The organism is Siminovitchia acidinfaciens (genome assembly GCF_003605385.1).
Classification (GTDB): Bacteria; Bacillota; Bacilli; order Bacillales; family Bacillaceae_C; genus Siminovitchia; species Siminovitchia acidinfaciens.
In genome coordinates this window covers 43,673-66,001 of the sequence record NZ_QYTV02000008.1, presented here as the reverse complement: position 1 = coordinate 66,001, position 22,329 = coordinate 43,673, and the positions used below count along the sequence as shown (strand labels likewise).

The window sequence follows — 22,329 nt, the reverse complement described above, 5'->3', positions numbered from 1 at the left end:
TCCAATAGTGGACCGGCTTCAACCTTAATTAAGCTCTCAAACCGATTCGTATAAAAGCCGTCCAGAAAATCAATTTGCACTGACTTCTAAACGGCCTCCTCTTTTCATTTACGCCCTAATTTTACTCTGTTTCTGATTATGTAGGATATCCAGCAGCTTCTTCAATGCATCGTCAACTGAAACAGCCTGAATTGTCATTTTTTGAGATTCTTGAAAATGTGAGGCAGAGTGTTCGTATCTCGGGTCGTAATAGTATTCCAGAAGGAGCTTCACCGCCGGTTCAAACTCGCCTTTTTCCAGATGAGATTGTATCTGCTTTGCCGCCGGAGTATGGATTTTCTTTTTAATATAACTGAAAGCTTCTTGGAATAGCTCCGGTTTGCTCCATGGTTCATATTCTTCAATGATGTTTTTTACCCGTTCCTCTAGAGGCAAATTAATGAATATTTGCAGGCCTCTTTCCTTTTTTTCAAAAATTACATCCGGTAAATAGACTCTGCCGATCCGTTTGCTTTCGCCTTCGATCAAAACAAATCTTTCATCTTCATACTTCAGCATTTCCGTCACTAACGCAGAGTCGAATTTCTTTTGGTTGCTCGGTGTCAAACCAATTTGTCCGAAAATCGATCCGCGGTGTCCAGCCATTTCTTCAAGGTCAATCACTGGGTAGCCTTTTTCCTGTAGTTTCTGTAAAATGACGGTTTTGCCCGCTCCCGTATAACCGTTTAATACGAGCAATTCCGGACCGAATTCCTTCGTCTCCAAGTATTTGACCACCCAGCGTCGGTATGCTCGGATGCCTCCGCTTAAACGGTTCGCACGGATTCCCATCAATTCAAGCACAGTGGCCGCTGTTTTGCTGCGCATGCCGCCCCGCCAGCAAAACACAGTCATCGGTGTATCGACCTTGTTAAATTCGGCGATGAATGCGGGGAGCTTTTTTGAAAAAATAGCCAGCCCTTTTTCCATCGCTGCCTCTTTTCCCACCTGCTTATAGATCGTCCCGACCTCCACACGTTCTTCATCGTTAAAAACTGGAATATTGATGCTCCCTGGGATGGTCGCTTCCTTGAATTCTTTTGGAGAACGGACATCAATCATTGTATACGCTTGCTTTTCTTTTAAAATGAGAAGGTCAGTTACAGTAATATCTTGAAACATATTATTCACCCCAAACTATTGGACTGATATGCGCCCTTTGTTATCCTCAAGTACATCCCCGATGACTTGTGCTTCAACTCCGTTATCCTTTAACTCCTTAACAAGCCCTTCTGCCTCTTCCCCGGCAACGGATAAAAGCAGGCCGCCGGATGTCACTGCATCGCATAATATCCATTTTTCCACCTGACTCATGGATCCAGGATAGGTCACCAGATCTTCCAGATGGGCGAAATTATTTTTCGTTCCGCCAGGTACGCCTCCGGATTCAGCCAATTCTTTTGTGCGTTCCAATTTTGGTACCTGGTCATTATATATACGGAGTCCGACACCGCTTCCCTTTGCCATTTCAGACGCATGTCCAAGCAGACCAAAACCTGTTACATCCGTTGATGCATGTATCGTATATTTATCGCTGATTTCAGCTGCCTTCCGATTCAATGTTGTCATTACTTTTGTTACACGATCAATTTCCGCTTCTGTCAACAATCCTTTTTTCAGTGATGTCGTCATGATACCGACGCCAATCGGCTTTGTTAACACGAGTCTGTCTCCCGGTTTAGCTCCAGCATTCGTCCTGACCTTATCAGGGTGAATTACGCCTGTGACAGCCATGCCGAACTTCGGCTCCGGATCATCAATGGAATGCCCTCCCACAAGGACAGCATCAGCTTCCTTTAATTTGTCTCCGGCACCCTTTAAAATTTCTGCAAGGATACTTTTTTCCAAAGATGCAATTGGAAAAGCAACAACATTAAGGGCTGTGATCGGTTTTCCTCCCATCGCATATACATCGCTGATTGCATTGGCTGCAGCAATTTGTCCAAAATCGTAAGGATCATCGACTATCGGCGTGAAAAAGTCCACTGTCTGAACTATGGCGGTCGTGTCGTTTAAACGGTATACGCCCGCATCATCGCTCGTATCTAATCCGACCAGTAGATTGGGATCGGATATCCCCGGTGGAAGTTCATGTAAAACCTGAGCTAAATCGGCAGGTCCAATCTTGCACCCGCAACCTCCTTTGGAGGAAAGCGAAGTAAGTTTCACTTTCGAGGAATTTGTCATAACAGTCCACCCCTTTGATTTTTATTCATTTTAACATTTTTAAGAAAAAGCCCTTGATTTCACACTTATTGAACGGACTTTTTCAATCCGGCTACCGGCTTTTCCCCTTCTTTTCCTTTATAGACAAAATACAAAGACCCTAACAACAAATGACTCCCAACAGCCTTTTCAAGCCAAATGGATTCACTTCTGTAAGGAACCATCCGAAATGGTCGATAGCCAGGCTTGCTATTAATTGGCCGATAATCACCGTCACTGTCGCCGCCGTCACGCCGATTTTCGGGACGACGTAAACCATGATAGTAATGAATAGAATCCCGCAGACAGCAGCTAGCAACTGCCAAGCAGGTACATCTTTTACTACGAAAACATCTCCATTTCCAAGAAAAACAACTGCTGCGGCCAGCGAAGTCGCTCCTGTAAAAAAAGACAAAGCCGCACTTACAAGACTGCTAGTTTTCGCTCCGAGACTTCCATTAACAGCCGCCTGTACGCTAATACTTACCCCGGCAATGATTGGAACGAGCACCATCAACAAAGTCAACTTGTCCACCGCCTACACAATTAAAAATAACGCCCCGATTAATAGAACTGTAGCTGTTAGCCGATTCCGGTCAAATTTCATTTCCGGAATGCCTATCCAGCCAAAGTGATCAATAACAATGCTTATGAAAATTTGTCCGATTATCACAGCGACCATCGATACACCGACGCCAATCATATTTACGCTGATTAATAGTAGAACAAGATAAAATGCTCCTAAGAATCCGCCTGTCAACTCCCATTTGGGACGCTTGAGCGCAGTGGTGAATTTTTGTTTCTGTAAAAAAAGAGCGGATGGAACCAAAATAACTGCGCCAATCGCAAACACAAACAACGAAGCTTCCAGTTCGCCGATATTTTCCCCAAGTGCTCCTCCAATTGCCGCCTCCATACTTAATAAAATTCCAGCTATGAGGGCAGCGGCGAAAAAAAGTGTTTTTTTCATAAGATTCTCCTCATATTAAGATTATAGTAATCGCGCCCAAAAACTGGACTAATTTGAACAGAATAGCTTCAAATAAGCACCTTATTCACCTTCTCCAATGATCAAGTAATGCTTCTTTAATCCCTTGAAAATTACCATTCTCTAAATAATCTCTGCCCCGTTTTAAAATAACCTCCTCTAGACGATTTTCAAGATTGGAAATATTCAACCCCTAAAGCTCCCTTATCATCATTGAGTCTATTTTAACCTTAAAGAATGACAATTTTCCATCTCTTTTCATTTGTTGTCTACAGTGAGAATGAACAGGGTACGATAATTTAAAAGGAGCTGAATAAAAATGGGAGCCATTGAAAGAAGCGGATATATTTTTGAACCGGAATACAGTGTCATTGAACAAAATGGGGCCATTCATGTTTATCATGAGGGAGAGTTCATTGAAGAGCTAAAGTTTTCCTTTTTAGGAGAATACCCGGAGCTGGAGCAGATTGAAGAATTGGTCGATACCTATTGCCAGCAAAAAGGAATCTAACCATTAAAAACTTTTTGTTGACTTGAAAAAAATAAACACTTATATTGAATATAGCTACTGGGCATAACAAAGTAGTTATATTTTTTATCGAACTACTTTGCATTGCCAGGTAGTGATTCTCTTATCAACTACCTTGCAATGCAAAGTATCTTACTGGCAGTTTTTAAAACGCTGCTATATATTATTGACCCACTATCTTGCATAGCAAGTTACGTTTATAAAGGAAGGTGCCTATGTCTGTACGAAGTCAGTTATTGAAAGGAATACTGGATGGCTGTGTATTGGCAGTGATTGAAAAAGAAGCCGTTTATGGCTACGAGCTGTCCAAGAAGCTGCAGGATATCGGCCTTCAGGATGTGAGTGAAGGTACGATTTATCCGGTTTTATTAAGACTTCAAAAAAATGGATTGATCAGAGGTGAGATGCGCCCGTCTGACTCAGGACCGAATCGTAAATATTACTTTTTAACTGAGGCCGGCGAAGACGCTTTAACGTCCATCATCGAAGAGTGGAATCGGATCACAGACCCTGTTAATGAATTATTAAAAAGAAGGTGAAAAAAATGATTGCTCAAGAATTAATTGAAGAAAACAATCGTAAAAGAGAATTGCTGACACCTGAAAATGAGACTTATTACAGCGATATGCTTATCTACATACGGCTGCAATGGAGCCTCTCCGAACAGCAATCCGAGGAAGTATTAATGGAAATGCTTGACCATTTGCTTGATGGCCAGGAAGAAGGTAAAACAGCCAAAGACATTTTTGGAGATGACCCAAAAGCTTTTGCAAATGAAATTATCGAGCAGCTGCCTCATGAGAAAAAACGTACTGTTATACCGTTTGTCGCAGCTATTGTTGGCAATATTGTCAGCTGGGTTTTAATGATCCGAGGTATCCTGATTTTGGTTCTGTCCTATTTTACAGAGGTTAACGCAGGGATCAACCTCTTTGTCACTGCACTCGTTTCCTTAATGATCGCATGTTTCGTAGTTCTTACAACCTGGTATATTTTAAAACTCGTAAATAACAGCTTATTTAAAGAAAACCGCAACGATAAGGGGAACATGCTAAAAGCCGGATTGGTTGGTGCAGCCGGGATGGGTGCCGTATTACTTACAGCAAAACTCACTCCCGAGATTGGTCCATCTATCGACTTTCCCTGGTGGGTATCATTATTAGCAGGAACAATCCTCTGGCTTATTATTTATGTGGAAAAGAAAGATTGATATAAGGGGGAGAAGACATTGTTGTCCGCTAAAAGTGAAACATTTATCGAAAATCTGCGGCTTTACCTTATGACTTCAGGAAAAAAAGAAAAAGAAGTAAACGAGTTAACAGAGGAGTTGAAACTTCACTTAATTGAATCGGAGAAACAAGGAAAAAACATTGAAGAAATCATAGACTGCAGCCCTGAGCACTATATGAACTCCTTAAAAAACGAAATGGACACGGATTATAAAAGCCTTGCTAAAAATCTGCCGATATTTTTTGCAGGGGTTATGGCATACTTCCTCATGGGTCCTGCCCTCAGAGATGAATTCGCACTTAACACCGTACAAGTGATAGGATTTCCCATTATCACTATCATTGTTCTAACTATCTACGTTTTCTTTTTGCAGCAGGCTGGGAAAAAGCAATTTTCAACAAAAAACTTCTTCCTCATTGGAGTGATTGCCAGCGCAAGTGTAACAGGCCTTTTTATCCTTCTATTATTGGGAAGCGGACTTTTTGTTGAACCTTTTTATATAGGAAGCACTACGGTAAATTGGATCATTGTCAGCGCTTGTTCAAGTATTTTTATCCTGCTTGCCGTCTGGAGTAAATCATGGCTGTCCATTTGGATTCCCGCCATTTTGTTTATACCCGATTTGCTTTTCCGTTTTTCGAATTTGACAGATGAAACAATTCTCGTTGTAAGTATGGCGTCTTTTATTCTTCTCTTTATCATAATGATTCTTGGTCTGCTTTTTAAAGAAAGAGCAAAATCATAATGCAACTGCATGCCGATATTTTGGCCAAACGAGCCGAAATATCGGCAAAATCAAACGAAAAAACGGCGGTAATTGCGCTCTCTCGTTGAACTTCATGGGATATGAAGTTGGCACTGTTTTTGCAATATTAAGTATTCAAGCAAGCCCATCATATTCAAGGAGGAGTCAGTAATGAGAGCAGCAGTCGTCAATGAATTCCAAGAAAAATTGGAAATTAAGGAGGTGGAAATTCCTCAGCCAAAGCTTGGTGAGGTTTTGATCAAAATGGAAGCGTGCGGGGTTTGCCACACGGATCTACATGCAGCACACGGAGACTGGCCCATCAAGCCGAAGCTTCCTGTTATTCCGGGCCATGAAGGCGTGGGGATTGTTGAGCAGGCCGGTGATGGAGTAACGACTTTGAAGAAAGGTGACCGTGTCGGAGTTCCGTGGCTTTTCTCAGCATGCGGTGAATGCGAATACTGTCTGTCTGGAAATGAAACGCTCTGCCCAAATCAATTAAACGGCGGATACTCGGCCGACGGGGCTTTTGCCGAATATTGCGTAGCACCGGCCGATTACGTCGCAAGGATTCCAGATGGCGTCGATCCCGTGGAAATTGCACCGATTTTATGTGCAGGAGTAACAACATATAAAGCATTAAAGGTCTCTGGCGCGAAAGCAGGTGATTGGGTGGCCATTTACGGTATCGGCGGGCTCGGTCATATTGCGCTTCAATATGCGAAAGCGATGGGCTTCAATGCAGTGGCCGTGGATATCAACGACGACAAGCTTCAACTTGCCAAAGACTTAGGTGCTGATTTGGCTATAAATGGAAAAACATCTGACCCGGCACAGGCCATTAAGGATCAAGTAGGCGGTGTACAAGCTGCCATTAGCGTCGCGGTGAACAAAGCCGCATTTGAGCAGGCATACCATTCTGTCAAACGCGGAGGCTCAGTAGTTCTTGTCGGACTGCCAAATGATGATATTCCTGTTCCAATTTTCAATACGGTATTAAATGGCGTAACAGTTAAAGGCTCGATTGTGGGCACAAGAAAAGACATGCAGGAGGCGCTCCAGTTTGCCGCGGATGGAAAAGTAAAGGCCATCGTTTCCACTGCAGAGCTGGATGACATTAACCAAGTATTTGACAGGATGGAAAAAGGCCAGATCAACGGACGTGTTGTGTTGACGTTTTAATGTACCTATAGGACATGTTCAATTTTTGCCACAAAACCAAGCTAAAGAGCAGTTATCATGAAATTCAGTCCCCTGAACGGGTCAGGAATGTTAAAAAATTAATTTTTACCGAGGAAAACTCTGGTCATCCGCTTCCAACCGATGACTCGGGAGTACAGTCCAAGGTGTACTCCCCTTACTAGAGCAGTAGTAAAAAGCGCAAGGTGCGCAGACTAAGGCGACAAGCCAGACGAACTGGAAGTAGGTCGGCGACTCCCGCGACTTCGCCTGAACTAGCACACCCTATGCTTCGCTGGACAAAGAAAAGATTCTTTTTTAAAAAAATTCTATAACAAGTTGCGCTTTACTTTTAAAAAAAGGGCAGCCGTTCATTTCACGGACGGCTGCCCTTTTTCATTCAATAAATACCTTAACTTCCGCATACTAATATTTAAACGCTTGGCCGCATCCTGCCGATCTCCAATCGTTTCCTTCAAGACTTTCAAAACAAAAGCACGCCCTATCTCCCGCTCAAGATCTTTTACTTTATTAAGAATCATCTCCATTTCCACTTTCTCTTCTGCTCTCCAGACATCAAGCATGTCATCTGTCCACTTTTTTAAATATTCTTCAAAAGTCGCTTCTGTTGGCTTTGCTTTTTCAATCAGCAGTAATTTTCCAGTTCGAATGTTTACTGGTAGATGTCTAGGTGAAATCATACTGCTTCCTTCATCCATGATTGTTAACGTCCTTTTAATTACATTCGAGAGCTCCCTAACATTTCCCGGCCAGTCATATTGTTGCATAAGTTCCGCTGCCTCTTCGCTCAATTGGATTTTTTCTTCAGCCTTATTCAACAAGTGGTTTGCAATCAGCGGGATATCTTCCCGCCTTTCACGTAGAGGGGGTATGACAAGCTTTACGACATCCAGCCGATACAACAAGTCCTCCCGAAACGCTCTATTTTTTACTGCTTCAGTAAGGTCGACATGAGTCGCTGCAACAATCCTGGTATTTGTCTTTTGTACAGTTTCACCTCCAACCCGCATAAACTCACCTGTTTCTAAAACCCTCAGCAGCTTCACCTGCGTGGACATGGAAGCCTCTCCAACTTCATCCAAAAACAAGGTCCCTTTTCCTGCTAGTTCAAATACACCTCTTCTTTCCTTTGATGCACCTGTAAAAGCTCCCTTCTCGTGGCCGAATAATTCGCTCTCCAGCAGCGATTCAGATAAAGCGCCGCAGTTGATTCCGATAAAAGGCTGTCCATTCCGCTGGCTCGCATAGTGAAGGAAGTTGGCAAAAAGCTCCTTGCCCGTGCCTGTTTCTCCCTCAATAAGGACATTGATATTTTTCGGGGCAATTTTATAAGCCAGGGCAAGCAGACGATTCATCGTATCGCTCTTTCCTGTAATAATGCCGCTCGTTCTTGCCAGTTCTTGAATATCACTTTCAGCCGTTGTCACCTTGTTTGCCAGGAGCTGGTCGATTGTCATTTCCAATGCATCCAAATCATCAAAAGGCTTTTCGATAAAATCATTTGCTCCGAGCTTAATCGCATCAACGGCGACTTTTACCGTGCTATAACCAGTCATGACGATAGTTTTGCAGGCAGGCATTTTTTCTGTAATATTCTTTAAGATATCCAGTCCGCTCGTATCGGGAAGCTTCACATCTATTAATGCCAGCTGATAGGACTGCTTTTCAAACAATTCACAGAAGTCTTTCCCACTGTATGCCATGTATACATTTAATCCTTTTTCCTTTAAAAAATAATTTAAGAAATTGCCGACTTCACGGTCATCATCAACAATCAATATGTTAGTCACCCATCTCAACCGCCTTTTTCACCGGCAAACGGAGAGTAAAAATACTCCCCTTGCCCGGCTCGCTTTTTACATCAATCGTTCCGCGGTGGGCCACCGCTATCCCCAAACTGACGGAAAGGCCAAGTCCTGTACCTTTCACCGCTTCTTTCGTTGTGTAAAAAGGGTGGAATATATCATTCATTTCTTCTGAATCTATCCCCGTTCCATTATCGATGACCGAAAGGGTAACCATATCCAACGCGCTCTCTGTGCGAATGATGATTTCTTTATCTTTCCTCTGAGCTTCTTCCAATGCATCCTTTGCGTTCAAAAGTAAATTGATGATAATCTGCTCCAATTGCTGGATACTCCCGTCAACAAGGGGTACGTCTGGATCCAGGTCAACCTCCAATGCAATATGGTTTTGACGAATTTGATACCCGACAAGACTCAGCACTTGCTTGACCGCCTCATTGATCAAGCACGTCTGGAACAGGTATTCATCCTGTCGGGAGAAAGTAAGCAAGTTTCGAATGATATCCTGGCAACGCTTGCTGCATTTAAAGATGTCTTTCAGCAATTCATAGGGAGGCTCACTATTATTCATTTTTCTCATTAACAGCTGAGTGTTTCCAAGAATTGCCGTCAAAGGATTATTTAGTTCATGGGCAACCCCTGCTGCCATTTCACCAAGCGCGGCCAACTTGCCGGATTGCATCATCCGAGCTTCAATGTGACGCTTTTCAGTCACGTCTTTGACATACGCAATAACTCCATACATCTCTTCATTTTCATTCATAATCGGATATGTATGGACATCACAAATAGTCTGGTCAAATAGTGTGATTTCGCGATATGCCATTTCTTTCGTCTGCAGCGTTTCCATAAATGGACTTTCTCCCACGGCCTGTTGTCCGTAAAACAATTCGTCCAATGTCATATGCAAGTCTTCCATCCTGTTTATTTTAAAAAAAGACATGGCCGACCCATTGCATCTTAAAATGTTTCCGTTCAAATCAACTAACATGATGGGATCTGAGACCGCTAAAAATGTCTGTTCCCACTCCTTCTTACTATTCAACACCTCGTTATACAAACGCACATTTTCGATGCAAACAGCTAATTGGTCTGAAAGCTGCTGTAAAAAAGCGAGGTCTTCCACTCCGTATTCCTTTCGCCGACCACTTCCAATACTTAATACACCGATAATACGCCCTTTTCCATAAAGAGGGAAAACAAGCAGCTGTTGCAATCTTAGTTTTTCAAAACGCAGGCTTTCAGTGTATTTTTCCCATTCATCCGTACCCGGCGTACATACACTGAAGAGGCCTGACTCCGCCACTTCCCAATAAAGAGACCTTTCCTTTGGAATCTCATCTCCGATTTGAATATGTGAAAAGTCTTGTGGATACACATTTGCCAAGGTAAGTACCCCGTTTTGCAAAATGGACAGACTTAATCTTTTAAAAGGAAAAATCTGCTGCAGTTTTTCCAATATGTTTTTCAGCATGTCATCCATCGACATATCGATATTAAAGCTTTTCATCACTTCATTAATGATTTCGAGCTGTGTATTTTTCTTTTTCATTTCATCAATTGATTTTTTAAGCTCGGTATAATAATTGATTTTCGATGACGTTACTCCAACAAGCCGTTCAATCATCTGTTGCCTGTCTGACATAAGATGTGCCTCCTATAACGCGAGTTTAAATAACCGTTCTACATCTGTAGCTGTAATATCACGAGGATTTGTAATCATGCAGGCATCTTCGATGGCCACCTGACCGATGATGGGTGCATGAGATTCCGACAGCCCCATTTCGGATAACCGCTGGGGTGCACCAATATCCACCGATAGCTTTTTGACGTATTCAATCGCCCTCTGTCCTGCGTCCATCATTGATCTGCTGCTGGTCTCTTCACCAAACAACTCTGCAATCTGAAAAAACTTTTCTGGACAGGCCAGGTAATTAAATTCCATAACGTATGGAAGTAAAATGGCATTCACATCCCCGTGCGGCAGAAGGAACCGTCCGCCAATCGCATGACTCATAGCATGTACTGCTCCAAGAATAGCATTCGAGAACGCGAGGCCCGCCTGTACGCTAGCCATGGCCATCTTCTCTTTTGCTTCTTTATTCATTTTGGAAGCGACTGACGGGCGTAAATTTTGCGCAACTAACATAATTGCACTTTTTGCCTGGACATCTGTTAACGGCGTTGCAGCAATACTAACAAATGATTCGATGGCATGTGTCAATACATCCAATCCTGTCGTTGCTGTCAAAAGAGGGCTCTTTGTTATCAATGTTTGCGGATCGACTATTGCAATGTCAGGGACAAGAGATTTCGAAATGATTGTCAGCTTTTTCTTCTTCTTTGAATCAGTGATAATTGAAAATTGAGAAACCTCTGAGCCTGATCCGGCAGTTGTGGCCACCATCACTTGCGGAGGAAGCGGAAATTTGATTTTATCAACGCCTTCATACTCCTGAATGGTTCCACCATTCGTAGCCAGGATGGCGACCGCTTTTGCCACATCGATGGCACTGCCCCCGCCAACCCCGACGATTGCATCACACTCCTCCTCCAAATAAATTTGTACGCCCTTGTCCACCTCGTAATCCTTGGGATTCGTCGTTATACCTGAGAAAATAGCATAGGGAAGCCTGGCGTCTTTGCAACTATCAACCACCTGCTCAAACCAGTCGGAAGCCTGGACTCCCGGATCCGTGACAATAAAAACTTTCCTTGCGCCAAGCCTGGCGCAGCACTCACCTACCTGACCAATGGAACCGCTTCCAAAGATAAGCTCCGGCATGACAAATTTATTGATCTTCATAAATTGGGAGGACTCCTTCCCGGAAATCTTTTATTCTATTATAGCAGTATTTTTTCATCGAAGATAAGCCGCCAGAAAGAAAGATAGTTTTCTTTATGACGGCCTATATTTTTATCCCAAATGGCATTGAACATCACAACAGGCAGCAAATATACGAATACGACACCCATTGAATCACTGCCACCCCCTGCGTTCCCAGCTACATCCTTCCTGATCTGAATATCGAAAAGATCATAAATAAAAACATAAGTGTGGCAATAATTGAGCCTATTTCAATGACAGGGAGCCTGAATAACAATGCTTGTTTGTCAGCAATAGCAGTCCCTATGATCAAGCCGACCATCAAAATGCTGAAAGAAAGAAGAATGATGCTGAAGGAAAGTCGATTGCTTATTTTATCCAGCCTTTGCAAAAAAGTCTGCAGCTCTTTTACATTGATATCAAAACGCAATCTGCCTCTTTTTACTGTTGTTGCGATTTCTTTAAGATCCTTTGGCAAATCCCTGACAATTTCAATATTTTCAACCAGCTCATCGAAAGATCTTCTTATAATATTTTTAGGATTATACCTGTGTTTAAACAACTTTTCTCCGAAGGGCTCGACCGCCTTCATTACGCTGAACTCCGGGTCCAGCTTCTTAAGGATTTCCTCCATTGTCAGGATCGCCTTTCCAAGGATAGCAATCTCAGTCGGTATTCTTACACGATGCTGATAGGCGATCGTAAACACATCGGTGAGCGCCGCTCCCATGCTGATCTCTTTTAAGGAAGTGTCATAATACTTGGTGATCAAACCATCCAAATCGTACTTCAATTCTGCCACGTCTGTATTCTCGTCGAGCAGATCCATTGCGGTAAAAGTCTTGATCATTCCTTTGGAGCTGCCTTGCTGCAGGTTGAGTAAAAGAGAGGCAAAATGATATTTCAAATCTTCCCTTAACTGACCCACCATACCGAAGTCCAAATAAGCCACCACATTATTCGGTAATATGTAAATGTTGCCCGGGTGCGGATCACCATGAAAAAATCCGTAATCCAACACCTGGCAGAACATCGAGTCTGCCAGCCGTTCCGCAATCAACTTACGGTCATAACCTTTTTCATCAAGCTCTCCCACATGGGTCACTTTGATTCCTTTGATCATTTCCATCGTTAAAACTTTCTTGGATGAAAAGTCCCAAAAGATTTTTGGTATATGGATCGATGGTACTTTTACAAATTGCTGGGCAATCCTTTCTCCATTGCGTCCTTCCAGTTCATAGTCAAGTTCATTTCTTAAAGAAGTAGAAAACTCCTCTATCATTTCACGAATCCGATACCTTCTAGCCCACTGCATCCTCTTTTCAATTCCTCTTGCAAGGTCATGCAAGATTTCCAAGTCTGTTTCAATAACCGACTGGATATCCGGGCGCTGAACTTTTACAGCAACTTCTTCACCGGTGAAAAGCTGCGCAGTATGCACTTGTCCAATGGAAGCAGTCGCAAGGGGCGTTTGGTTAAACGTCTGAAAAAGATTATCAACCGAACCACCAAGCTCCAGCTCGATAATGTCATGAACTTCCTCATACGAAAAGGGCACAACATCGTCCTGAAGTTTTTCCAGCTCAGATGCGACCTCTTCCGGAATCAGATCACGGCGAGAACTAGCAATCTGGCCGAGTTTGATAAAAGTGGGCCCCAAATCTTGCAAAGTTGCGCGGAGTCTTACCCCAATATCTTTCAAATTCAAATCAACATCTGAATTCTCCGTCTTTTTTGAGCGGTCAATCACGCCCATTCGAAATAGAAAATGACTAAGGCCATTTTTTAAAAATGTATTGATGATTTCCTGGTATCTCTGGGTATGCTTGAGCTTTCTCCTGAACATCTTCATCCCCTCCGGCAACCTTTGTGAAAATCAATTATAATAGCAATCAAGGTTTCTTTTATTATGAAAAAACACAAGAGCTATTGCAAGAAAAGGCCTTGGACAAAGCGGATGGAATTGTACACTAGTTTAAAAGGAGTATTAATTAAAACAATGAAAAGTATTTTTCAAACCGAAGAGTATTAACGAAATATGGAGAGTATCTACAATATTTGAAGAGTATTTTTCCACTCCGCAGAGTATTTGCCGAAAAGCGAAGAGTATTCTCTCAAAAGCTGTCTCAGTTAATCCGGCATTTGTCTCACATCCCTATTAAATAGACGAAAAAGCAGTCCTTAGTGCTGGCTTACTTCCCCTGCTCTTTCGCCATTCGAAACGACTCAATCGGCACGAATAGGCCTACTTTCCCATAATCCTCATGCTTCATCTTCGCAAAGACCACTCCAATGACCTGTCCGCCTTCGTTAATGACAGGGCTGCCGCTGTTCCCACGGTAAACCGGTGCTTTCATCATAACGGTATCCTCCTCCCAGCCGCTTAAACGGATAGGATGAATAATTGATCCTTCATTAGCAATTCCATGAAAACGTAGTGGATTCCCAATAAAAATCACCGAATCGTTTTCGATATAATCCGGCTGCTCAGCTAGTTCCAAATATGGCAAATCATTTCCATTAACGTCCAGGAGCGCCAAGTCGATCTCTTCGTATGTCGCAACTACATCTCCCATATAAATTCCGTCATCCGGAAAATCAACCATAACCTGCTTATTTCCTTCGACAACATGATAATTTGTTAAAATCTTGCCGTCGCTTGAAATGGAAAAACCAGTTCCCTTACTGTCCCCAGCAGCAATTGTTACAACTGATGCTTTATATTCTTTAATTTTCTCATCTGCTGAAAGCCGAGCAGATGCAGCCAAAAATTCAATCGCCGGAATCGAATAGATTTGAAAAACAAACGAGAAAGTGCTGAACAAAAAGACCCCGGAGATTAGCCAAAATAGCCACCTTGGAAATCGTCTCGCCGGTTTTTCATCCGCCTTTTTCAGCTCAGCATCAAACAGCGCAGCATCCTGGGCTTGGCGGACAAGTTCATGCATTTCTTCTTCATCAATCTGTTCAATTAAATCACTGTCAACCTGATTCCGCTCTCTTTCCTCCATATGCCCCACACCCTAACGTAGCTTGTCCATTTCATTGTAGCATAGGGCAGTGCATGCAAGGCACGCCCCATCCATCCTATTTTTCTTTCTCCACAACCCTCATCGGCCGCATCATGTCATAATCCTCGTGTTCGAGTATATGGCAGTGCCAAACGTATTCCCCAGGATTTTCCGTAAACTTCATAATGACGCTTGTTACCATTCCAGGCTCAGCTTTTACCGTATCTTTCCAACCTCTTTCATGCACCGCCGGCTCAATAGGCGGGCCCGTATAGTCGATGTATCCATCTTGTTGAAAACGTTCAAGGTCAAATGGCGTCCTATGCAAGATTTTGAATTGAATTAAATGGATGTGAATAGGATGGGCAAAATTTGTGACATTGATCAGTTTCCATACTTCCGTATCACCAATGACCGGCTTTTCTGTAACTGGGTCGTGCCACATTCGGTCATCGAGCAAAAGCACCGGCCTGTTATACTCATCCTGGATTGCATCGAGCTTTAATAATCTTGTTTTATCGGCGTGATGTTCATATAAAACTTGTTCTTCTGAAATAAGCTTTGCCGGTATTTCGCTGGTATCTCTCCCTCTCAGAGGCAGTAAGACATCAAATCGCATAATGACGCCCATATTGCCTTCGGCATTTGTATTTTGTAATATTAATTTTTTGCCTTTATGTTGTGAGAAATCAATGATGACATCCGAGCGTTCCGCAGGCTCCAATGGTAGGGTTGTAAGTTCGACGGGTTCGGTAAGCAATCCACCGTCTGTAGAGATTTGATAAAACTTACGTCCATCCCCAAGTCTTAAAGTATAGGCATTTGTATTGGAGGCATTCAATATCCGAAAGCGATATTTGCGGGGCTCCACCGTCAACTTGGGCCAAATCTTTCCGTTAACTGCTATCGTATTACCAATAAAAAAAGGCTGGACAGAAGGATTTACGGGTGCTGGCGGGTTAGTGTTTTCCGGATAAGATAAAGAACCATCCGACCGGAAGGACCGATCTTGTATCATCAATGGTATATCGTAGCCATCTTTCGGTAATTTCAAGTGTTTTTCCACTGGATCCTCAATCAAGTAAAAACCGGATAAGCCCGAATACACATTCAATCTTGTAATACCGATGGCATGATCGTGGTACCAGAGAGTAGCCCCCATTTGTTTATTCGTATATTCATATACTTTACGTCTGAAGGTGGCTCCCGTTTTGGCAAAATCCCTGGAAAACCATGCCTCAGGATGTCCGTCGCTTTCCCAGGCAACATTCGCCCCATGTAAATGGACAACTGTTCGAACGTCGGGGGGACCAGCTGATTCATGAAGAGTTCGATCAATTGGCAGCAGATGTTTCTCCGGCAACTTATTCTTCCATCGCACATAAATCTTTTCGTCTTTTTGAACTTTTATCGTAGGACCTGGCAGCATACCATCGTATCCCCAAACCGTTGTGGATGGAAAAAGCCGATGAAATCTATGCGGGACTTGTCTCATTGCAATTTCATAGTAAGGATTTCCTTTAATTTCGGCTAGCGGCTTGGCAACTGGTGGAACCGGAAGCTCATCTACATACTTTGGAATAGTGTCGGGATTGGAAGGGTCTACTTTCATTCTCCTATTGTTTTTTATTTTCATTTTTTCACGTCCTGACATATATTCTCCCATTTATTGTATGTAGGTAATTCGTTGATGTTAGGGACAGATGTGGAGGTAGTTGATCATTGACGCAAAAAAAGATGGGTAAGTAGCGCTCACTCCATCCTTTAATACAATTTTTATTCAGTTTGGGGTTCCATTTTTTTAGCATGCGCGCGACTATTCTTCTGCGGGGTCACCCGCTTCATGAACAAGGCCAACAATAACGCAACTAAAGCGATGTAAGTTGAAACATGGAATGTGTAAGTGATGCCGTCCAGCAAAGCCTGCTGGGTTAATTCTTTCATCGCTTCGGGATTACCCGGCGCATTACCGGAAGCTGCAGCTTTTGCAGCCAGCTCTGCCCCGACCGATTCCATCCGCTTATTCATAATTGTAATCAAGACTGCCGTCCCAATCGCTCCTGAAATTTGCTGCAATGTATTATTCATTGCTGTACCATGAGGATTTGCGGACGTCGGAAGCTGATTCAAACCATTCGTCATAACAGGCATCATAACGAGAGACATGCCGAACATGCGAAGCGTGTATAAGAACATAATATGATAAAATCCGGTATCCACGTTAAGATTAGTAAAGAGATGTGTAGTGATCACAGTTATAGAGAGACCGATCACAGCCAAAATCCGTCCGCCGTATTTATCAAACAGCCTGCCGGTGATCGGTGACATTACTGCCATTAGAATCGCACCTGGGAGCATTAATAATCCTGCGTGGAATGGTGAAATCCCTCTGACTGTCTGCACATAAATCGGAGTCAATATCATCCCTGAAAACATAGAAGCAGAAACAACAACCATGATGACTGACGACAAAGCAAACATGGGATATTTATAGATCCTGAATTCCAACATCGGGTCTTTCATTCGGAGCTGACGAAGAATGAAGGTCGTAATTGCAATTAGGCCAATAATGATTGTTCCATATACTTCTGGGGCATCCCAGCCCTTATCGCCAGCAGTACTGAACCCGTAAAGAAGTCCCCCAAAACCAATGCTCGATAATACAAGTGAAAAAACATCCACTTTAATATCACGATTTGGTGTGATATTTTTTAATTTAAAAAAGCCCAGGATCAGAACTATTGCAGCACAAGGAAGGATAATTTCAAAGAGAGTCCTCCAACTGTAATGTTCCACTACCCAGCCTGAAAGTGTCGGTCCGATTGCCGGCGCAGCCATGATTACTAGTCCGAACATCCCCATGGCAGCTCCTCTTCGCTCAACGGGGAATGCAGTTAGCATCACATTCATAAGAAGAGGCATCATCATGCCGGATCCAGAAGCCTGAACCATTCTTCCCGCCACCAAAACACCGAAGGAAGGGGCAAAAGCAGCAAGTGCAGTTCCTAAAGTAAACAACGACATAGCTGTTAGAAACAATTTGCGGTTTGTGAACCGCTGAATGAAAAACGCACTTGCCGGAATCAAAATCCCGTTGACGAGCATGTATCCGTTAGTCAGCCATTGCACAATAGCCGGTTTTACATCAAACTCCGCCATAATAGTTGGAAGCGCCACATTCAGCAGGGTATTATTTAAAAATGCTACAAACGCTCCGAAAAAAAGTATGGCGATCATACCGTAAGGAGGCTTTTTTTGCAGTTCTTCTATATTCATCCTGTTTCTCCTTCCTGAATCAAAAAATCGTCCATTCAATATCACTTTTCACATTTTATACTCTGCGTTCAATTTTTTCAACAGATTTTTTTAACATGATTGAAACATTGATAAATATGAGATTAACGGATAATATAAAACTATACTATCAGTCTAAAGGTGATGAAATGAACGACCGTAAACAGCGTGTTTTATTAGCCGCTCAACGGCTTTTTATAGAAAAAGGCTTCGCCGCCACTTCGGTACAGGATATATTGGATGAATCACAAATTTCAAAAGGCACATTTTATAATTATTTTTCATCAAAAAATGAATGCCTGATGACAATCCTTGTTCACGCCCAAGAAATTACTGCCGCCAGAAGAAAGGAATTAATGATTGGAAAAGACCGTGCTGATAAAGAAGTTTTTGCCAAGCAAATTGCCATCAGGCTGGAAATCTATCGGGAGCATCAATTAGTCCCCCTTTTCGAAGCAGTTTTCCACTCCAAAGACCCTGAATTAAGAGGCTTTATTAAAAAACATCATATGGCTGAACTTGCCTGGCTGGCCCGAAGACTTATTGACGTGTTTGGAGAGGAAGCAGAACCATATGCGGTTGATTGCGCCATTATGGTCATGGGCATGGTCAAACATTTTATAAATGTTTGGGTGACCGGCTTGAAAGAGGAGCTGGACACATACAGGCTTATCAGCTTTATATTGCGCCGAACGGATTCCATTATTCTTCATATGATTGAAACAAAAGACAGGCTGTTTGGGGAACGTATATCTCTACTTGCCCCCGTAAACCTGGAGGAAAGCTTTTATAATAAGAAGCAAATACTTGATAGGCTATTGAGTTTTTCAAACTCGCTGGGGGAAGAGCAAAAAGGAAAGCAATACGCCGAGTTCCTCTTGAATGAAATCCAGTCAGAAAACCCGAGAGTCCATTTATTGGAAACTATCCTTGGCGCTTTTGGCGCAACCTTTACCGATACACCTTATGAAACAACAGCAAAAGAACTGGCATTTGCCATATATCATTACATGAATGGACGCACAAAAGCGCAAGCGCCTTGATCAGCACGGGCAAACAAAGACGATTTCCCGAGGAACAGTTTTTAAGCCACCACAGGGAAGCTAATAACTTCAATCACATCATGTGAAACTTCCTTGAGTTGCTTCATGCAGCTTCGCGACGAGCTGAACAAGACTTCCCTGAATTAACTTTGGCGCAGGAGCACATTCTTCGTGAGTCTGCTTCCAGTTTGTGACCTTTTAGGACTAGGCTCTAGCCTCCTTATATCGCCACGCCCTTGAAAAAGCTGACGCTTTTCCTTCGTGCGATGTAACACTGCCAAAGCACTCCTTGTCCTGTGGCGCCGGCGGCATTAGGATATCCTGTCCGTGGGCAGGCTCAAGCAGCGACGTCCTGTCGTTTCGCCTGCACTAGAACATCCCGTCCGTCGAAGTTGGACGTAGCACAAATAGTTAACAATTAACAATAAACTTAAGCGTTTCTAATTTCCACAATGAAAAAATAAGTCCAATGAAAGGTAGCTTTGCGCTCACTTCATTGGGCTTATTTTCTATCTTAATCTCTACTTTCACTTTTTTGGGGTGGCGATGAGCTTTGGCCGGCCGGTTCCCCCTTCTTATCATCGGAACCACCGGATCCACCTCCCCCCTCAGGAGGAGAGTCCTTATTTCCGGATTCCTTATCATCCGGGTTTCCTTTTCCTTTATCGTTATTTCCATTATCCTTCCCATCGCCACCCTTGTTGCCCTTATCACCCTGACCACCATCACCCTTATTTCCTTCTGTCGGCTTCGGACTGTTATCCTTCGGCTTCTCTTTAACAGGGGCTGGCGGCTTCTTTCCTACAGGTGGTTTTTGCGGTTCTTTTTCAGGTTTCGGTGCCTTTTTCTCTTCCTTCTGCTTTTCTTTATCCTCTGTCTTTTCCTCCTCTTCCACTTCCTCGTTTGCATCGTCGTCTTTTTCTTCCTCTTCCGTAATCTCCGGCTCGCTTTCCTCTTCATTTCTTTTTTGCGGCTTATTGATAATCACCGGATTCCTTTTTGGCGCAGTTCCATTGATGAATAATTCAGCCCGACTACCAATAACCATTTTTTCAACCGAAGAAGGCATGGTGAAATCCGGGGTTTCAATGTCCTCAGAAACTTGGGACATGATGTGTTTAAAAATCAACTTGGCGTTATGGGAGTCCTCCATTCGGACGAAGCTCTCCTGTGAAATCGTATCATATCCCGTCCACACAGCAGCGGAATAACGTGTTGTATATCCGGCGAACCAGGCATCTGTTACTCCCGATCCATAAATATGATCAGGCAGCTCATTTGTTCCGGTTTTTCCCGCGATGGGGAGCCCGGGAATATTGGCCATCTGTCCTGTCCCTTCAACAACTGCCGTCTTTAACATATCCGTTATCATATAAGCTGTAGAATCGCTCATCGCCTGAACAGGTTCCGGTTTGAGGTTCTTTTCCTTTCCATCTGGATACACGATTTTTCGAACTGTATGCGGCTCATTAAAAACTCCATCGTTCCCGAACGCCGCGTAAGCTCCAGCCAGCTCAAGGGGTGAAACTCCAGTTTTAAAACCACCAATTGCGTATGCGGGGAAAATTTCCTCCAATTCGATACCAAGCCTCGCGGCAAATTGTCTGGCTTCTTCAGGACCGGCTTCCATCATAGCTTTAATTGCGGGAATATTATAGGACCATTGCAGCGCAGTCCTCATTGAGACATTTCCATGGAAACGGTTATTCCAGTTTTTAAAAACCTTGCCGTTCAACTCGATCTGTTCATCCTTTATCTGCTCAGCTGTCGACCATTTCAAGTTTTCAATTGCCGGCCCATAAGCCATAATCGGTTTTGCAGTAGATCCGGGCTGCCGTTTCATTTGAGTGCCATAATTGAATCCCCTTTGAACCTCTGCATTTGAATCGCGGCTTCCGCCGATTGCCCGTACTTCTCCTGTCTTTGTTTCTAATAGTACGACCCCCGCTTTGAAGTCATCTTCAGGATACGCAATATATTCGTCTGTAGTTAAAACTTTTTCCGTTATTTTTTGCGCTTCCGGATCATATGTTGTATAAATTTTTAAACCCTGTGTATAAAGATCCTCCTCACTAATCCCTTTTTCATTCAACTCTCTGACAACCTGATCCGTGAAGCTGTTATACGCAGTTTTTTTCTTTTGCTTGTGGAGCATTTCCTTTACAGGGATCGATTGGGCTTCCTGTCGTTCTTTTGCCGATATATATTCATGCTGCTCCATTAAGGAAAGGACCGTATTCCTCCTAGTCTCCGCAAGCTCAGGGTTATTGTACGGGTTATAGCCGCTTGGCCTTTGCAACAATCCGGCCAACAGTGCCGCTTCGCTGATATTCAAATCCTTAACAGATTTTCCGAAATACACTTCCGCTGCAGTCGCAATTCCGTAGGCACCTTCGCCAAAATACACCTTGTTCAGATACATCTCCAATATTTCTTCTTTTGTATATTGCTTCTCTAATTTCAATGCAAGATACGCTTCCTGCACCTTGCGCTCTATCGTTTTTTCAGTGGATAAAAAAGACATCTTTACGAGTTGTTGTGTAATCGTACTAGCGCCCTCTACCCCAAAGCCTTCCTTGACATTTGCTACCACAGCACCAGCAACCCGCTTAACATCAATGCCACGATGCTTCCAAAACCTGGCATCCTCAACCGCAAGGAACGCATTTTGGACCTCCTTAGGCACTTGATCCAAAGAGATGGTCTTCCGATACTCCGCTCCAGCCACATCTGTTATTTTTTTATTGTTCATATCGTACAAGGTGGACGATTGCGGAGAATTCAACAACTCCGGATTTAATTTCGGTGCTTCTTTAACATAAGCCATAGCGGTATAGCCAAACACACCAATAAGTAAAATTCCGCAGATAAAAAATGCCATCATGGTACGAATGGCGAGTTTTCCAACTATCCTTTTTTCTTGATGCCCTTCAAGCATCTTCTTTTTATATTCTTCGCGACTAGGATAGCTATCCCCCATGACCGCATTCCCCCTATGCATGTATTAAAATCAATGATGGAATACCCGTTTTTCTTTTTCTCCAAACCAAGTCAGCTATTGACCTTTTCATAATTTTGAAAATTAAAAATATTTGTCACAAACGTTCGATCCTTAGAGGATTTACAAAGCAATTGTCGTACAGAGTCATAATTTGCAAACATTTTTTTGATTTGTTCCACGGGTTTCACTATGAGACCCCAGTCAATACATTATTCATACAAATAATATGACTTTCTGTTACTGTTGAAAATCGCATTAATTTATCTATATAAGGACTTCAAGCTTTCGATTAGACGTATGTACTTTCAGATCAGGAATTCAGATTTCCAACCGTAGGCCTAATCTCTCTGTATTACTATCTTCATCTAAAGGCTTGGACGCACCTTGAAATTTTAGATAACTTTTGCATTGC

General features: G+C 43.0%; 19 protein-coding genes. 6 read left to right on the top strand and 13 right to left on the bottom strand.

The genetic code is table 11. The annotated features are described in order from the left end of the window. Nucleotides 1–108 precede the first annotated feature (108 nt). The 4 genes from mnmH to D4T97_RS15805 all read right to left on the bottom strand — a co-directional run bounded on the left by mnmH (nucleotide 109) and on the right by D4T97_RS15805 (nucleotide 3,214). A complete protein-coding gene (gene mnmH, locus D4T97_RS15820; protein WP_126051733.1) occupies nucleotides 109–1,161 on the bottom strand; it encodes a tRNA 2-selenouridine(34) synthase MnmH in 1,053 nt (350 codons plus the stop codon). A gap of 15 nt (nucleotides 1,162–1,176) precedes the next feature. Continuing rightward, nucleotides 1,177–2,226, bottom strand: coding sequence for a selenide, water dikinase SelD (gene selD / locus D4T97_RS15815; RefSeq protein WP_126051732.1), 1,050 nt, complete (start codon nucleotides 2,224–2,226; stop codon nucleotides 1,177–1,179). A gap of 139 nt (nucleotides 2,227–2,365) precedes the next feature. Continuing rightward, nucleotides 2,366–2,770, bottom strand: coding sequence for a DMT family transporter (locus D4T97_RS15810; RefSeq protein ID WP_206435583.1), 405 nt, complete (start codon nucleotides 2,768–2,770; stop codon nucleotides 2,366–2,368). Between the two features lie 12 nt (nucleotides 2,771–2,782). Further along, a complete protein-coding gene (locus tag D4T97_RS15805) occupies nucleotides 2,783–3,214 on the bottom strand; it encodes a DMT family transporter (protein WP_126051731.1) in 432 nt (143 codons plus the stop codon). Nucleotides 3,215–3,551: 337 nt separating this feature from the next. Here D4T97_RS15805 and D4T97_RS15800 point away from each other — a divergent pair, with 337 nt between their 5' ends. The 5 genes from D4T97_RS15800 (at nucleotide 3,552) to adhP (ending at nucleotide 6,918) form a co-directional block, all read left to right on the top strand. Further along, entirely contained in the window at nucleotides 3,552–3,743 is a 192-nt protein-coding gene (locus D4T97_RS15800) for a YbxH family protein (RefSeq protein ID WP_126051730.1), read from the top strand. A gap of 233 nt (nucleotides 3,744–3,976) precedes the next feature. Further along, nucleotides 3,977–4,300: a PadR family transcriptional regulator gene (locus D4T97_RS15795; RefSeq protein WP_126051729.1), complete on the top strand. Its 324-nt coding sequence runs from the start codon at nucleotides 3,977–3,979 to the stop codon at nucleotides 4,298–4,300. A 5-nt stretch (nucleotides 4,301–4,305) separates the two neighbouring features. Next, nucleotides 4,306–4,971, top strand: coding sequence for a DUF1129 family protein (locus D4T97_RS15790; RefSeq protein ID WP_126051814.1), 666 nt, complete (start codon nucleotides 4,306–4,308; stop codon nucleotides 4,969–4,971). Between the two features lie 18 nt (nucleotides 4,972–4,989). Further along, entirely contained in the window at nucleotides 4,990–5,736 is a 747-nt protein-coding gene (locus tag D4T97_RS15785) for an HAAS domain-containing protein (protein ID WP_126051728.1), read from the top strand. 171 nt (nucleotides 5,737–5,907) lie between these two features. Beyond that, nucleotides 5,908–6,918 (top strand): alcohol dehydrogenase AdhP, encoded by a 1,011-nt coding sequence (adhP, locus tag D4T97_RS15780; protein ID WP_126051727.1) that lies wholly within the window; start codon nucleotides 5,908–5,910, stop codon nucleotides 6,916–6,918. A gap of 368 nt (nucleotides 6,919–7,286) precedes the next feature. Here adhP and D4T97_RS15775 read toward each other — a convergent pair whose 3' ends face one another. The 8 genes from D4T97_RS15775 to D4T97_RS15745 form a co-directional block, all read right to left on the bottom strand. Then, complete coding sequence (locus D4T97_RS15775; RefSeq protein ID WP_126051726.1) at nucleotides 7,287–8,726, bottom strand: sigma-54-dependent transcriptional regulator; 1,440 nt, start codon at nucleotides 8,724–8,726, stop codon at nucleotides 7,287–7,289. Beyond that, entirely contained in the window at nucleotides 8,719–10,386 is a 1,668-nt protein-coding gene (locus tag D4T97_RS15770; protein WP_126051725.1) for a sensor histidine kinase, read from the bottom strand. Before D4T97_RS15770 ends, D4T97_RS15775 begins: the two co-directional genes overlap by 8 nt. Before the next feature lie 12 nt (nucleotides 10,387–10,398). Next, entirely contained in the window at nucleotides 10,399–11,547 is a 1,149-nt protein-coding gene (locus tag D4T97_RS15765) for an iron-containing alcohol dehydrogenase (RefSeq protein ID WP_126051724.1), read from the bottom strand. A 38-nt stretch (nucleotides 11,548–11,585) separates the two neighbouring features. Beyond that, nucleotides 11,586–11,717 (bottom strand): hypothetical protein, encoded by a 132-nt coding sequence (locus D4T97_RS20935; protein ID WP_268920449.1) that lies wholly within the window; start codon nucleotides 11,715–11,717, stop codon nucleotides 11,586–11,588. Between the two features lie 29 nt (nucleotides 11,718–11,746). After that, nucleotides 11,747–13,414 carry an ABC1 kinase family protein gene (locus D4T97_RS15760; RefSeq protein ID WP_126051723.1) on the bottom strand — a complete coding sequence of 556 codons (1,668 nt, stop codon included), beginning with the start codon at nucleotides 13,412–13,414 and terminating at the stop codon, nucleotides 11,747–11,749. Nucleotides 13,415–13,760: 346 nt separating this feature from the next. Continuing rightward, nucleotides 13,761–14,579: a S1C family serine protease gene (locus D4T97_RS15755; protein WP_126051722.1), complete on the bottom strand. Its 819-nt coding sequence runs from the start codon at nucleotides 14,577–14,579 to the stop codon at nucleotides 13,761–13,763. 76 nt (nucleotides 14,580–14,655) lie between these two features. Further along, entirely contained in the window at nucleotides 14,656–16,215 is a 1,560-nt protein-coding gene (locus D4T97_RS15750) for a multicopper oxidase family protein (RefSeq protein ID WP_126051721.1), read from the bottom strand. A 140-nt stretch (nucleotides 16,216–16,355) separates the two neighbouring features. Further along, the gene (locus D4T97_RS15745) at nucleotides 16,356–17,855 is read right to left on the bottom strand and encodes a DHA2 family efflux MFS transporter permease subunit (RefSeq protein WP_126051720.1); all 1,500 of its coding nucleotides are present in this window, start codon (nucleotides 17,853–17,855) and stop codon (nucleotides 16,356–16,358) included. Nucleotides 17,856–17,950: 95 nt separating this feature from the next. On the opposite strand from D4T97_RS15745, the gene D4T97_RS15740 reads away from it, so the two are divergent. Further along, nucleotides 17,951–18,916 (top strand): TetR/AcrR family transcriptional regulator, encoded by a 966-nt coding sequence (locus tag D4T97_RS15740; RefSeq protein ID WP_235872281.1) that lies wholly within the window; start codon nucleotides 17,951–17,953, stop codon nucleotides 18,914–18,916. A gap of 514 nt (nucleotides 18,917–19,430) precedes the next feature. Here D4T97_RS15740 and D4T97_RS15735 read toward each other — a convergent pair. Then, complete coding sequence (locus D4T97_RS15735; protein WP_126051719.1) at nucleotides 19,431–21,896, bottom strand: transglycosylase domain-containing protein; 2,466 nt, start codon at nucleotides 21,894–21,896, stop codon at nucleotides 19,431–19,433. Nucleotides 21,897–22,329 lie beyond the last annotated feature (433 nt).

Coding starts and splice junctions, on each gene's coding strand:
- mnmH (WP_126051733.1), bottom strand. CDS start 1,161: ATGTTTCAAGATATTACTGTAACTGACCTTCTCATTTTAAAAGAAAAG.
- selD (WP_126051732.1), bottom strand. CDS start 2,226: ATGACAAATTCCTCGAAAGTGAAACTTACTTCGCTTTCCTCCAAAGGA.
- D4T97_RS15805 (WP_126051731.1), bottom strand. CDS start 3,214: ATGAAAAAAACACTTTTTTTCGCCGCTGCCCTCATAGCTGGAATTTTA.
- D4T97_RS15800 (WP_126051730.1), top strand. CDS start 3,552: ATGGGAGCCATTGAAAGAAGCGGATATATTTTTGAACCGGAATACAGT.
- D4T97_RS15795 (WP_126051729.1), top strand. CDS start 3,977: ATGTCTGTACGAAGTCAGTTATTGAAAGGAATACTGGATGGCTGTGTA.
- D4T97_RS15790 (WP_126051814.1), top strand. CDS start 4,306: ATGATTGCTCAAGAATTAATTGAAGAAAACAATCGTAAAAGAGAATTG.
- adhP (WP_126051727.1), top strand. CDS start 5,908: ATGAGAGCAGCAGTCGTCAATGAATTCCAAGAAAAATTGGAAATTAAG.
- D4T97_RS15770 (WP_126051725.1), bottom strand. CDS start 10,386: ATGTCAGACAGGCAACAGATGATTGAACGGCTTGTTGGAGTAACGTCA.
- D4T97_RS15765 (WP_126051724.1), bottom strand. CDS start 11,547: ATGAAGATCAATAAATTTGTCATGCCGGAGCTTATCTTTGGAAGCGGT.
- D4T97_RS20935 (WP_268920449.1), bottom strand. CDS start 11,717: ATGGGTGTCGTATTCGTATATTTGCTGCCTGTTGTGATGTTCAATGCC.
- D4T97_RS15760 (WP_126051723.1), bottom strand. CDS start 13,414: ATGTTCAGGAGAAAGCTCAAGCATACCCAGAGATACCAGGAAATCATC.
- D4T97_RS15755 (WP_126051722.1), bottom strand. CDS start 14,579: ATGGAGGAAAGAGAGCGGAATCAGGTTGACAGTGATTTAATTGAACAG.
- D4T97_RS15750 (WP_126051721.1), bottom strand. CDS start 16,215: ATGAAAATAAAAAACAATAGGAGAATGAAAGTAGACCCTTCCAATCCC.
- D4T97_RS15745 (WP_126051720.1), bottom strand. CDS start 17,855: ATGAATATAGAAGAACTGCAAAAAAAGCCTCCTTACGGTATGATCGCC.
- D4T97_RS15740 (WP_235872281.1), top strand. CDS start 17,951: ATGATTGAAACATTGATAAATATGAGATTAACGGATAATATAAAACTA.
- D4T97_RS15735 (WP_126051719.1), bottom strand. CDS start 21,896: ATGGGGGATAGCTATCCTAGTCGCGAAGAATATAAAAAGAAGATGCTT.